The sequence below is a fragment of the Tenacibaculum singaporense genome (assembly GCF_003867015.1).
GTDB classification, from domain to species: domain Bacteria; phylum Bacteroidota; class Bacteroidia; order Flavobacteriales; family Flavobacteriaceae; genus Polaribacter; species Polaribacter singaporensis.
This window is the reverse complement of the sequence record NZ_CP032548.1, coordinates 2,803,220-2,816,272: the sequence shown is the minus strand read 5'-3', so window position 1 is coordinate 2,816,272 and position 13,053 is coordinate 2,803,220. Positions and strand designations below refer to the sequence as shown.

Here is a 13,053-nt window from a genome sequence, read left to right as displayed (position 1 = left end):
TTGTTAGTTGTAGTATGAGTAAGCAGGTGTATATAGTATTGGTTTTTACCTTTAAAGAACACTAGAAAGCGTCATCCCAATTGAAAAGAGGGATCTCATTAAAGTGAGTAACATCTATTGTTGAGATGTCTCATCACTCATACCTCATGCTATCGACACGAACCCTATTGATTTTTAGTTAATTTATAAAACTCAGGTTATACCAAAATTTTATCAAAGGTATACACCATTTTTGCTAATTTCGCCGCTTAAAATATTTTGTATGATTACGGTAGATCAATTAACGGTTGAGTTTAGTGGTAACGCCCTGTTTAGCGACGTTTCGTTTGTAATAAACGAGAACGATAAAATTGCCTTAATGGGTAAAAATGGCGCAGGAAAATCCACCATGATGAAAATTATAGCAGGAGTTTCTAAACCTACTAAAGGAGGCGTTCGCAGCCCGAAAGATACCGTAATCGCTTACTTACCTCAGCATTTGTTAATGGAAGACAATTGCACGGTAAAAGAAGAAGCGTCTAAAGCATTTGCATCAATTTTTGCTATGAAAGCTGAAATGGACGACCTCAACAAACAACTAGAAACCCGTACCGATTACGAATCGGACGATTATATGAAAATCATCGAGCGTGTATCAGATTTAGGAGAAAAATACTACGCGTTAGAAGAAATAAACTACGAAGCAGAAGTAGAGAAAGCTTTAAAAGGATTAGGTTTTAAGCAAGAAGATTTTGAAAGAGCAACCTCAGAGTTTAGTGGAGGTTGGCGTATGCGTATAGAGCTGGCGAAAATCTTATTGCAAAAACCCGATTTAATTTTGTTAGATGAGCCTACCAACCACGTAGATATCGAATCGGTAATTTGGTTAGAAAACTTTTTATTAAACAAAGCCAAGGCGGTAGTGGTAATATCGCACGATAAAGCGTTTATCGATAATATTACCAACCGTACCATTGAAGTAACGATGGGGACTATTCACGATTACAAAGCAAACTACTCACACTATTTAGAGTTACGTAAAGAACGTCGTGCACATCAGCTAAAAGCTTACCAAGAACAACAAAAGTTTATTGCCGATACCAAAGCATTTATCGAGCGTTTTAAAGGAACCTATTCAAAAACGAATCAGGTAGCATCACGTGAGCGTATGTTAGAAAAATTGGTTCCTGTAGAAATAGATGAGGTAGATACATCAGCCTTAAAATTACGTTTTCCACCGTCACCACGTTCGGGAGATTATCCTGTAAAAGTGGAAGGATTGACGAAGCAATACGGAGACTTAACAGTATTTAAAGAGGCAAGTTTCTCTATAGCTCGTGGAGAAAAAGTATCGTTTGTAGGAAGAAACGGAGAAGGAAAATCGACCATGATTAAAGCAATTATGGGAGAAATTGATTTTGAAGGTGAATGTGGTTTAGGACACAACGCTAAAGTGGGGTACTTTGCTCAAAATCAAGCATCATTATTAGATCCTGAATTAACAATTTTCCAAACCGTAGATGAGGTTGCCGAAGGTGATGTTCGAACGCAAATCAAAAATATATTAGGACGTTTTATGTTCTCGGGAGATGATTTAGAAAAGAAAGTAAAAGTACTTTCTGGAGGAGAGAAAACCCGTTTAGCAATGGTAAAACTGTTGTTAGAACCTGTAAACGTGTTGATATTAGATGAGCCTACAAACCACTTAGATTTAAAATCGAAAGAAGTAATTAAAGAAGCCTTATTACACTTCGACGGAACATTAATCTTAGTATCACACGACCGTGATTTCTTACAAGGCTTGTCTCAAAAAGTATTTGAGTTTAAAGACCAACGTGTCATAGAACACTTTGAAACGATTGATGCGTTTTTAGAGCGTAATAATATCAAAGCATTAAAGGAAATTGATTTGGATTAATTATTATTGTAGAAATTTTAAAAATTAAAACTATGAAATTAAGAATTACTCAATTAGTAAAGGTTCTCTTTGCTTTTATGATTAGTGTATCTGTATTTGCTCAAAAGGCAAAAGTAGAAAGAATATATGTGTCTTGTTGGCAGTTTCCAAAAACTACTATATCTCCAAAAAAATCTACATTTTCAATAGCACCCATAAATTCGGATTCAAGAATTGAAGTTTTGATAGGAGAGCCTTATAAAGTAGAACCACCCAGAAAGGTTGAAAATTATAAAAACACATTATTAAAAGATTTTTTAGAAAGAATTCGTTTACGTCAATTTAAGCATGTAAATAAAGGAGGAGATTTGGTTTTTAACGTGGTTAAAAGTGATATTCAAGTTAAAACTATAGTTGAGAAGAAAAAAAATCAACTTCAACCTGAATCATCAACATTTGTTGCAAAAATAAATAGTGATATAGAGATTGAGATAGAAATACTGGATAAAGAAAAAAGAAAAATAACTACAATTGAAATAAGTAAAAGCATTTCTATACTAGATAAGGAGAAAGAAAGCAAATTAGAAGCTGAAAAGTTGGTGGTAAGTGAATTTAAAAAAAATGAAGATGACCATTTATCAACAGCAGTAAGTTATTACTATGGAGCGATAATAGATGCTTTAGAAAAAATTATAAAAGAAATAGATTATACAGTTGATGAGGAAGGGGTTAATATATTTAGAATTGCTAAAGGAGAAAAGTATGGGGCTGATGATGTAAATGAATTAGTTGAAAATTTAAAGAAAATTAATAATGATAACCTTGATCCAGATGATCTTACTTTTAAAGCAGAAGTAAAAAATATAGCAAATAAGTTTGAAGAATTATTACCTAGATTTTCAGAGAAGGATAAAAAGGAGAAAAGAATTAAATGGGCAATTTATTCAAACTTATCAGCATGTAACTTTATGTTAAGTGACTATAAAAAGGCATTGGAATACATAACTAAAAGAGAAGAGATTAGGTATAAGAGAAGTTATGTTTATAATAAACGACTTCTTAAAAGAAGAATAAGTTTATTGAATAATTATGAGGCACAAGCTGAAAAAAGAGATAAAACAACACATAATTATTACATGGGGTTAAAGCCAAGTGATAATGATAGGTTTTGGGGGCATCAATCAAATACATATGTGAGATATTTTATAGATGCTTATTTCGTTAAGAAATCAAGTGTAGAAGGAGTGGTTATCAATCCAGAAACTTACTTTAATGTATTGTTTAAAAAAGTTAAGTATTTAAAAAGAAAAAAAGGGAGGTTTTATCAAAATGATAATTTAAAAAACATGATTTCTTATGCAAATAGAATGGATAGTGAAATGTTTTTTAATAAGTACCCAACCAAACATATTAATGAAAAATTAACAGATTTTGATTTTAAAACAATATGTGATTTTTATACAACTACTGATGCAGAAAAAAAGTTGTTTAAAGATTTAATAGAAAAAGCAGCAGATATACTTAAGCAATTTTCAATAGAAGGTTATAAAGGAGATGGTGAATTAAATAAAAGATTGTTATCGAAATTATATAGATATGCAAGGTTAAAAAGACTTAGTAGGGAGTTAAAAGATTATAGTGACATTATATATTATGAAACCTCTAAAGAAATAAAAAACGGAGGAATAAATTTTGATGAGTATACTATTGATGAAACCATTGATTATATTAATGATATATTATCATTTGCTGAGGGTGTAGTGTTCTAATGAGGATGCTTTCTGATTTTTTCTCAGACAGTATTTTAGAACACTAAATTGATTAAACATAAATAAAAAAGCTTTTGAATCTTCAAAGGCTTTTTTTAGGGTAAAGGCTCAGAGGAGCTAAATGTTATGAGGGAGAGTCATTTCTATTCTTGAGATCTTTAACATTCCGTGTTTTCCAGTTCGAGATGACAGCATGGTCTCGTCATTGCGAGTGTAACGAAGCAATCTGTTTATCGTATACCGAGCAAAAGATAATCACGTCATTCATTTCGACTTCGCTCAATGAGCCTCCTCGCTATGACGTCTCGATTACTGTCATTTCGAGTGATAACGAGAAATCTTATTCATGTGAGTAACTCCAATTGTTGAGATTTCTCGTCGCTCATAAAATCGCTCTGTCGAAATGACGGTTTATTTATCCTCATTGCGAGTGGAACGAAGCAATCAGCTAGTAGATGGAGAGATTACTTCAGTCGTAACCTCCTTCGTAATGACGAGTAGAGAAGACGGTTTAGTTAATCCCACAACATTTTTTATACTTCACACCGCTATCACAAGGACAAGGGTCGTTTCTAGAAATATCCAAACGTTTTAAATGCAGGTTCATGTCGTCCATATCTTGTTTAAAGATTTGCTCTAGCAACGCATAAAGCTCAGGATGTTTTCTGGCTAATAATTTCGGACGCTCAAAAAAGTATTCGCTTGCAACTGAGAAAAATTCCGCTTTGTTAGTTCCGCCATACGGATTGATATCAGAAGCGTCATTATAAATTTCTTCAATCTTTTTGTTGATTAAATCTACCCACGGAATGCTATATTGTTTTTCTAATAATACATGCGGAACTCCATCAATATTTCCATCTAGTTTGTCAATTAAATGCACAAATTCATGGATGGCAGTATTCTTTTTGTCAGTTTCATTTTCAAAACCTAGGTGTAAAGCGGGTTTAGATAAAACCATTTTTCCTTCTAAATACCCGTTACCTACCATTCCTAAAATTCTTCGGTTCTCTCCTTCGGTTTCAAAATGCTTGTTGAACATAGCAGGGTATAAAATGATTTCTTTGATATTAGGATAACGCCATTCAGGAAAATTAAAAATAGGAATTACAGCACTAGAAGCTATTAGTAGTTTGTCCGTAATCGTAACTGTAACATCAACACCAATAACTTCATGATTTAACAGGAATTCAAAAACTTTGAATTCAAACAATTCTTTTTCATCAGGAGTGAGTGCGTTGTAAAAAGCGACTTTTTTAGTTAAAATAACTTTCCATTTGTTTGGAAAAGGAGTTGTAGGTTGTTTCCACTTTGGTGTTGAGGTGCTTTTTTTGAATACAAGAAAAATACCTACTAGTATAATTATAGATAAATAAGTCATTTAAAATAGCGTTGAGACTACTAGTAATTTTTTTTCAAATATATAAAAATAGGGTAGAGTGGAAATGTCATTCCGACGATAGGAGAAACCGTCAGGTTCAGCGGAGCTAAATCTTTCCAAGGCGAGTAACTCCTATTCTTAAGATTTCTCAGTCGTACCTCCTTCGAAATGACATATTATTGCAATTAACTTTACGTCATTCCGAACGGATGTGAGGAATCTCATGAGGTGAGTAACTTCCACTCTTGAGATCTCTCACATTCCGCGTTGCTTCAGTTTGAGATGACTATATGTTTTGTCATTGCGAGTGAAACGATGTAATCTATATATCATGTATTGAGCAAAAGATTGCACATTGTTCATTTCGACTTGATTTTATGAGCTTTCTCGCTATGACATTCTGTAGTTCTCATTGCGAATAGAATAAAGAAATTTTATTTATTGAGAGAAATAATTTGAGAGAGTAAATAAATGCTGATAATGTTTAACACACGTGGTAACAATTCCAATCACCACAACCACAAGTACCTCCACCACCATTAATGGATTGCTGTGCTGTTTGATTAAGAATTGTTGTTCCTTCTAAGTTTAAAATACTTTCTATCATAATATTAGTTTTAATTTATTTAAAATTAAATAAATAGAGAGGAAATAATGTCAAGAAAACCTTACTTTTAATACGGTTTTACCCTATTTGTTTTCTTAGAAGCTATGGTTGTATAAAAGTAAAAAACCCCATCAGAAAGATGAGGTTTTTGAATTTGTATAAATGTTCTTTTTAAGCTTCTGCTTCCATATAATCTTCAATAGGATTACAAGAGCAAATTAAGTTACGGTCACCAAAAGCATCGTCTACACGACGTACAGAAGGCCAAAACTTATTGTCTGCAATATACTCTAAAGGAAATGCTGCTTGTTTACGAGAGTATGGTAAATCCCACTCATCAGCAGTTAACATTTCTTGCGTATGTGGTGCATTTTTAAGCGGGTTGTTAGGGTTTTCCCTACTTGCTTCAGCAATCTCTTTTCTAATAGAGATTAACGCATCACAAAAACGGTCTAATTCAGCTACACCTTCCGATTCGGTTGGTTCTACCATAATTGTACCCGCTACAGGGAAAGATACCGTAGGCGCGTGGAATCCGTAGTCCATTAAACGTTTCGCAATATCAGTAACTTCAATTCCGTTTTGTTTAAACTCACGACAGTCTAAAATCATTTCGTGAGCAGCACGGTTCATTTCACCTGTATATAAAGTACTATAATGTCCGTTTAAACGCTCTTTAATATAGTTTGCGTTTAAAATAGCATTTTTAGTAGAATTTGTTAATCCGTCAGCACCTAACATAGTAATGTATCCGTAAGAGATTAAACATACCAATGCAGAACCCCAAGGAGCTGCTGAAATAGCAGTAATGGCATTGTCACCACCAGTAGCTACTACTGGGTTAGTAGGTAAATAGGGAACTAATTGAGGAGCTACACAAATTGGTCCAACACCTGGTCCACCACCACCATGAGGAATCGCAAATGTTTTGTGTAAGTTTAAGTGACAAACATCAGCACCAATGGTTGCAGGATTTGTTAATCCTACCTGTGCGTTCATGTTTGCACCATCCATATATACTTGTCCGCCATTATCGTGAATAATTTGCGTAATTTCTTTAATCGCCTTTTCAAATACTCCGTGAGTAGATGGGTAAGTCACCATTAAAGCAGCTAAATTATCAGCGTGTTTTTCAGCTTTAGCACGTAAATCTTCTACATCGATGTTTCCTCTTTCATCAGTTTTGGTAACCACCACTTTCATACCCGCCATAACAGCAGATGCAGGGTTCGTTCCGTGAGCAGATGCAGGAATTAAACAGATGTTTCTGTTGGTGTCTCCATTTGCTTCGTGATAGGCTCTAATAGTCATTAATCCAGCAAATTCACCTTGCGCACCTGAGTTAGGTTGTAAAGAAGTACCTGCAAAACCAGTAATTACATTTAATTGGTTTTCAAGGTTACTTAACATGATTTGATACCCTTCTGCTTGATTTAATGGTACAAATGGGTGAATATTTCCCCATTGAGGATTGCTCAATGGTAACATTTCAGAAGAAGCATTTAACTTCATGGTACAAGACCCTAAAGAAATCATTGAGTGATTTAAAGCTAAATCTTTACGCTCTAATTTTTTAATATAACGCATCATGTCAGTTTCTGATTGATACGTATTGAATATGTCATTATCTAAGAAAGAGGTTGCTCTCTTTACGTCTGCAGGAATTACATCTGTTGTTGCAAATTCAGTAACTAAAATATCTTTGATATTGAATGCTTGTTCAAAACAATCAACAATTTCGTTGATTTCTTTTAAACCTACTGTTTCGTTTACAGAGATTGAAACATGCTCTGCATCGATGTAGTTAAAGTTGATTCCATTTGCTTCTGCTACTGGGCGTAACTTGTCAGCTTCAACTTCCACTAAAATGGTATCGAAATAAGCACTGTTTTTTTGTTTGAAACCTAAATCGTTTAACGCTTTTGCTAAGGTTGTAGTGCTAGTGTGTACACGATCTGCAATGTATTGTAAACCATCTTTACCGTGGTATACAGCATACATACCTGCCATAACTGCTAATAATACCTGTGCAGTACAAATGTTTGAAGTTGCTTTTTCACGTTTAATGTGTTGTTCACGTGTTTGTAATGCCATACGTAACGCACGACAACCGTCAACATCTTTTGTAACTCCAATAATACGACCAGGTATACTACGCTTGTAAGCTTCTTTAGTAGCAAAATATCCAGCGTGAGGTCCTCCGTATCCTAAAGGAATACCAAAACGTTGTGTAGTACCTACGACAACGTCAGCACCAAATTCAGCAGGTGCTTTTAATTTTACTAATGATAAAATATCAGCTGCAACCGCTACTTTAATGTTGTTTGCGTTACAGTTAGCAACGAAATCAGTATAATCATATACTTGTCCGTGCTTACCAGGATATTGTACGATAGCACCAAAGAATTCTTCTGAGAAGTTAAACTCTTCGTGGTTACCAACAACTAATTCAATTCCGATAGGAATAGCACGTGTTTGTAATACTGATAAGGTTTGTGGTAAAATTTCTTCTGAAACAAAGAACTTGTTTACGTTTGCCTTCTTTTGCGCTCTTTCACGAACATCAAATAATAAAGCCATAGCTTCTGCAGCTGCAGTACTTTCATCTAATAACGAAGCATTAGCTAACTCCATTCCTGTTAAATCACAAATCATAGTTTGGTAATTTAACAAGGCTTCTAAACGTCCTTGTGCTATTTCAGCTTGGTAAGGGGTATACGCAGTATACCATCCTGGGTTTTCTAAAATATTACGTTGGATAACACTAGGTAAAATAGCTTCGTGATATCCTAAACCTATATAGCTTTTAAAAACTTTGTTTTTTGCACCTAATTGGTTAATGTGATTTAGGTATTCATATTCGCTCATGGCAGGAGCTAAATCAAGCTCTTTTTGTAAACGAATATCGTCGGGAATAGTTTCATAAATCAATTGGTCTAAACTCTCAATGCCAATTGTTTGAAGCATTTGATCCTGATCTTTAACACGAGGACCTATATGCCTAAGTTGAAATGAATTTGTGTTCATTATTGTGTTGTTGTTTTTCGTGCCTCAAAAATAGTGAAATTGGTTGATTTGATACTACATATTTTTTTGTTAAAAACAATATTTTATTAACCAAAACAGCTGGTTATAAACAGAAAAGTTATTTTTGTTAGATGAACCTTTTTAAAAAAGTACTCGATTTTTATATAAACTCTAGTATTCATGTAGCCTTAGCGGTGATTTCTTTGTTTAGAATCACGGAATTGTACTTTGGTTTTTCGTATGATGAATCGCTCGGTTTTTTTGTGTTTTTTGCCACAATTACTGGGTATAATTTTGTTAAATATGCAGGAGTAGCGAAACTCCATCATCGAAGTTTGACTAAAAACTTGCAAATCATTCAAATATTTTCGCTGATTTGTTTCTTGCTGATGTGTTATTATGCATGGTTACTACCTTTGAGAACTTTATTGTTTTTCGTGCCTTTAGGGGTTTTAACTTTTTTATATGCAGTACCTTTTTTAAGTGGATTCCAAAAAAACTTACGAAGTATTGGTTATTTAAAAATAATAGTAGTGGCTTTGGTATGGGCTGCAACTACAGTGTTGTTACCTATATATGCCAGTGAAATTGCTTTTACAATTAAGGTGTACTTGTGTGCAATGCAGCGTTTTTTATTGGTGATAGTGTTAATTCTTCCTTTTGATATAAGAGATGTGCAATACGATGCTATTTCTTTACAAACAATTCCTAAAAAAATAGGTATAGAGAATACTAAAAAGTTTGGAGTCGTTTTGTTGGGGTTGTGTTTAGCATTGGAATTTATGATTAGCCCAAATACTCATTTTCGAACTGTTTTTTTAGTATTGTTTACTGTATTACTATTTCTGTTGATGAGAGTAAAAACAAATCAGTCTAAATACTATAGCTCTTTTTGGGTTGAAGGCATACCGATTTTTTGGTGGTTATTTTTGTTAGTTTAAAACTGAAGTTTTTTAGAAGTATTAGAACTTAAAAAGTTATAGCTTGTAAGTAGCGTATTTTTTATAGTTAAAAACTGAAACTTAAGGGGTTTGTAATATGTGTTTTTAAGAAAACCTTTGTACATTCGTTGGTTTAACAACACAACAACAAAAACACAAATTAAGTAACATGAATTTAGTAAAACGAAATTTCGTTTTCGATTTCGATAGCACACTTACCAGTGTGGAAGCATTAGATGTTTTAGCCGAAATCACCTTAAATGGGAGTCCGAAAAAAGATGAGATTATTCAAGAGGTAATCCATATCACTAATCAAGGAGTTGATGGAGATATTTCTTTTACTGAGTCCTTGGAAAAACGTATTCAGTTATTAAGTGCAAAAAAGTCTGATTTACCTTTATTAATAAAGGAGCTAAAGCAAAAAGTATCTCCTTCTATAGAGAGAAATAAAGAGTTTTTTGAAAGCTTTTCTGATAACATTTATGTGATTTCAGCAGGCTTTAAAGAATTTATCGACCCAATCGTTGCTGAGTATAACATTCCGTCGGAAAGAGTATTCGCAAATACTTTTGAGTTTAATAAAGATGGGGTTATTGTTGGATTTGATACTGAAAATCCATTATCTAAACATAATGGAAAGATAGATTGTTTAAAATCCTTAAATTTAGAAGGTGAAGTACAAGTAATTGGAGATGGTTATAGTGATGCTGTTACCAAAGAAGCAGGTGTTGCTGATACTTTTTTTGCTTATACAGAAAATGTGTCGAGAGATAAGACAATAGCAAATGCCGACCATATCACACCAAATTTAGATGAATTTTTATACGTAAACAAGTTGCCTAGAAACCTATCATACCCAAAGAACAGAATTAAGATATTATTATTAGAAAACGTGCACCCTGATGCTTTTACAAAGTTAACAGGTGATGGATTTTCTGTAGAAACTGTTTCAAGAAGTTTATCGGAAGATGAATTGATTGAAAAATTAAAAGATGTTCATGTGTTAGGAATCCGTTCTAAAACACAAGTAACTCGTAAAGTAATTGAAGCTGCTGAAAAATTAATGGTGGTTTCTGCTTTTTGTATTGGAACGAAGCAAATTGATTTAGAAGCTTGTAAAGAAAATGGAGTGGTGGTTTTCAATGCGCCATACAGTAATACACGTTCGGTAGTTGAATTGGCGATTGGAGAAATCATTATGTTAATGCGTAGTGTATTCCAAAGAAGTACAGAAATTCATAACGGTCAATGGAATAAGACAGCACAAGGATCACGTGAAGTTCGTGGTAAAAAGCTAGGAATTGTTGGATACGGAAACATTGGAAAACAATTATCTGTACTGGCAGAAGCTTTGGGAATGGACGTGTACTATTATGATGTGGAAGATAAATTAGCTTTAGGGAATGCCACTAGAATGAATACGTTGAATGAATTGTTGAATATTTCTGATGTGGTAACATTACATGTAGATGATAATTCGGCGAACAAAAACTACATAGGAAAGGAAGAGTTAGCTGAAATGAAAGATGGAGCGCATTTGGTAAACCTTTCTCGCGGATTTGTAGTAGATATCGAAGCATTGGTAGATGCGTTGAAATCTGGTAAGCTTGCAGGTGCTGCTGTAGATGTGTATCCTGAAGAACCAAGAAAAAATGGTGAGTTTTATACTGAGTTAAAAGGCTTAGATAATGTGATTTTAACTCCACATGTGGGAGGTAGTACAGAAGAAGCTCAAAAAGATATTGCTGATTTTGTTCCTAACAAAATTATGGCGTATATCAATTCAGGGAATACGGTTGATGCGGTTAATTTCCCAAATATTCGTTTACCTAAGCATAAAAATGCACATCGTTTTTTACATATTCATAAAAACGTACCTGGAGTAATGGCGAAAATCAATAAGGTGTTAGCAAAATATGAATTGAATATTACAGGACAATACCTTTCTACTGATGAAAAAGTTGGATATGTGATTACCGATGTAGATAAGGAATATAACCAGGAAGTGATAACAAAGCTTAAAAAGGTGGATGGTACCATTAAGTTTAGAGTGTTGTATTGATTTAGTGAGATTTTTTAAAAAAGGTTTGAATAAAAAAATGGGTGCTTTTTTGCCACAAGATGCAAGGCTTAGGGGATTTTTCAATACTTCTGAAGCTACAGTTAGAAGTTTAGTTGATCTTTTAGTTGAAAATTATAAAGATGGGAATTTGCTATTGGGTAGCAATGCTCATAATAAGATTAAAAAAAGATATTCTTATTTTAGTTTAACTGATAGTGAGTTTGAAAATGTTTTTTTGGATTTAAAATATTATTATGAACCTAAAAGAAATAGTTTTGGATATGGTTTATATGTGATTTCATTATATGATAGTATGGGTGAGAATCCAATAAAAATGGAAATTTGTCTAGATGATTTAATGATAGATAAATTTCCTGAAGAAATGAAAGAAGAGTTGAGTAATAAATTATATGAAGTATAGTTAAGGTATTTTTAACCATGAAGCCTTGAAAATTTTCAAGGTTTTTTGGTTTTTATAATGTTTCAAAATCTTCTAACAACCGTTCGATTATCGTAGAACCTTTTTGTAAAATTTGAATATAACTTGTTACATTCTCCATTTTAAATCTACTTGAAGGTCCAGAAGCACTGATTCCTGCAATCACTTTTCCTTTTTTATTATAAATAGGAATAGCAATACATACCAAGCCCAATTCTGATTCTTCAATATCTAACGCAAATTTTTGCTGTTGAATTTTTGCTAATTCCTTTTTGAATTTTGAAACTGAGGTGATGGTACTTTTGGTAAACGACTGTAGTGAGGTTGAGCTTAGAAAGGCTTCTTGGCTTTCTAACGAAGAAAAAGCTAAGAGTAGTTTCCCAATCGCGCTTCCGTTAATAGGAGCGTAAGAACCGATAGAAGTACTTATTTTAAGTCCTTGTAAACTATCAGCTTTATTAATGTGTAATACTTGTTGCTCTTTTAAAATACCTAATAAAACAGTTTCTTGAATTTCTAAAGCTACCTTCTGTATAGGTTCATTAGTTAAATTTCTTAGTGATTTATAGATTGAAACACGATTTCCTAACTCAAACAGCTTACTACCTAGTTGGTATTTTTCATTGTCGTTTTGTTGCACAGCATTCAACGAAACTAAAGTACTTAATAATCGGTATACGGTACTCTTATTATAGCCTGTTTTAGTAGCTAACTCTCTAACGCCCCATTCTCTTTTATCATTGGTAAAAGCGTCTAAAACAGCAAATGCTTTAATAATAGATTGATTTAAATTTTTAGAATCTGTATTCATTTTCTCAAAAAATTATTGACTAATATAATAAAAATATGTAGTTTTATAAAACGCCGTTTTATTATGTGAAACGCTTTGGGTTTTATTTTGAGGTAAAAATGAAGTATCTTTAGTGTTTTTGAAATGGTTTTTAGAAATAT

The 13,053-nt window shown here is 33.2% G+C and carries 9 protein-coding genes; 5 read left to right on the top strand and 4 right to left on the bottom strand.

All coding sequences use genetic code 11. The features are described 5' to 3' along the window. The first annotated feature begins 262 nt into the window (after positions 1-262). On the top strand, positions 263-1,897 hold the full coding sequence (locus D6T69_RS12470) for an ABC-F family ATP-binding cassette domain-containing protein (RefSeq protein WP_125068038.1): 1,635 nt from the start codon (positions 263-265) through the stop codon (positions 1,895-1,897). Positions 1,898-1,929: 32 nt separating this feature from the next. After that, on the top strand, positions 1,930-3,645 hold the full coding sequence (locus D6T69_RS12465; RefSeq protein WP_125068037.1) for a hypothetical protein: 1,716 nt from the start codon (positions 1,930-1,932) through the stop codon (positions 3,643-3,645). A gap of 511 nt (positions 3,646-4,156) precedes the next feature. Here the strand turns inward: D6T69_RS12465 and D6T69_RS12460 are convergent. The 3 genes from D6T69_RS12460 to gcvP form a co-directional block, all read right to left on the bottom strand. Further along, complete coding sequence (locus D6T69_RS12460) at positions 4,157-5,026, bottom strand: M90 family metallopeptidase (protein WP_125068036.1); 870 nt, start codon at positions 5,024-5,026, stop codon at positions 4,157-4,159. 484 nt (positions 5,027-5,510) lie between these two features. Continuing rightward, complete coding sequence (locus D6T69_RS16190) at positions 5,511-5,633, bottom strand: hypothetical protein (protein ID WP_262706660.1); 123 nt, start codon at positions 5,631-5,633, stop codon at positions 5,511-5,513. A gap of 171 nt (positions 5,634-5,804) precedes the next feature. Continuing rightward, a complete protein-coding gene (gcvP, locus tag D6T69_RS12455) occupies positions 5,805-8,660 on the bottom strand; it encodes an aminomethyl-transferring glycine dehydrogenase (RefSeq protein ID WP_125068035.1) in 2,856 nt (951 codons plus the stop codon). Between the two features lie 131 nt (positions 8,661-8,791). Between gcvP and D6T69_RS12450 the strand changes: the two genes are divergently transcribed. The 3 genes from D6T69_RS12450 to D6T69_RS12440 all read left to right on the top strand — a co-directional run bounded on the left by D6T69_RS12450 (position 8,792) and on the right by D6T69_RS12440 (position 12,084). Continuing rightward, positions 8,792-9,601, top strand: coding sequence for a UbiA prenyltransferase family protein (locus D6T69_RS12450; RefSeq protein ID WP_125068034.1), 810 nt, complete (start codon positions 8,792-8,794; stop codon positions 9,599-9,601). A gap of 169 nt (positions 9,602-9,770) precedes the next feature. Then, positions 9,771-11,663 (top strand): phosphoglycerate dehydrogenase, encoded by a 1,893-nt coding sequence (serA, locus tag D6T69_RS12445; protein ID WP_125068033.1) that lies wholly within the window; start codon positions 9,771-9,773, stop codon positions 11,661-11,663. Continuing rightward, on the top strand, positions 11,632-12,084 hold the full coding sequence (locus D6T69_RS12440) for a hypothetical protein (RefSeq protein WP_125068032.1): 453 nt from the start codon (positions 11,632-11,634) through the stop codon (positions 12,082-12,084). The genes serA and D6T69_RS12440 overlap by 32 nt, the downstream gene beginning before the upstream one ends. A 52-nt stretch (positions 12,085-12,136) precedes the next feature. Here D6T69_RS12440 and D6T69_RS12435 read toward each other — a convergent pair whose 3' ends face one another. Then, positions 12,137-12,913 carry an IclR family transcriptional regulator gene (locus D6T69_RS12435; RefSeq protein ID WP_125068031.1) on the bottom strand — a complete coding sequence of 259 codons (777 nt, stop codon included), beginning with the start codon at positions 12,911-12,913 and terminating at the stop codon, positions 12,137-12,139. Between the last annotated feature and the right edge of the window lie 140 nt (positions 12,914-13,053).

What these genes read in the sequence shown, in the direction of transcription:
- D6T69_RS12470 (WP_125068038.1), top strand. Translation starts at nt 263, where the DNA reads ATGATTACGGTAGATCAATTAACGGTTGAGTTTAGTGGTAACGCCCTG.
- D6T69_RS12465 (WP_125068037.1), top strand. Translation starts at nt 1,930, where the DNA reads ATGAAATTAAGAATTACTCAATTAGTAAAGGTTCTCTTTGCTTTTATG.
- D6T69_RS12460 (WP_125068036.1), bottom strand. Translation starts at nt 5,026, where the DNA reads ATGACTTATTTATCTATAATTATACTAGTAGGTATTTTTCTTGTATTC.
- D6T69_RS16190 (WP_262706660.1), bottom strand. Translation starts at nt 5,633, where the DNA reads ATGATAGAAAGTATTTTAAACTTAGAAGGAACAACAATTCTTAATCAA.
- gcvP (WP_125068035.1), bottom strand. Translation starts at nt 8,660, where the DNA reads ATGAACACAAATTCATTTCAACTTAGGCATATAGGTCCTCGTGTTAAA.
- D6T69_RS12450 (WP_125068034.1), top strand. Translation starts at nt 8,792, where the DNA reads ATGAACCTTTTTAAAAAAGTACTCGATTTTTATATAAACTCTAGTATT.
- serA (WP_125068033.1), top strand. Translation starts at nt 9,771, where the DNA reads ATGAATTTAGTAAAACGAAATTTCGTTTTCGATTTCGATAGCACACTT.
- D6T69_RS12440 (WP_125068032.1), top strand. Translation starts at nt 11,632, where the DNA reads ATGGTACCATTAAGTTTAGAGTGTTGTATTGATTTAGTGAGATTTTTT.
- D6T69_RS12435 (WP_125068031.1), bottom strand. Translation starts at nt 12,913, where the DNA reads ATGAATACAGATTCTAAAAATTTAAATCAATCTATTATTAAAGCATTT.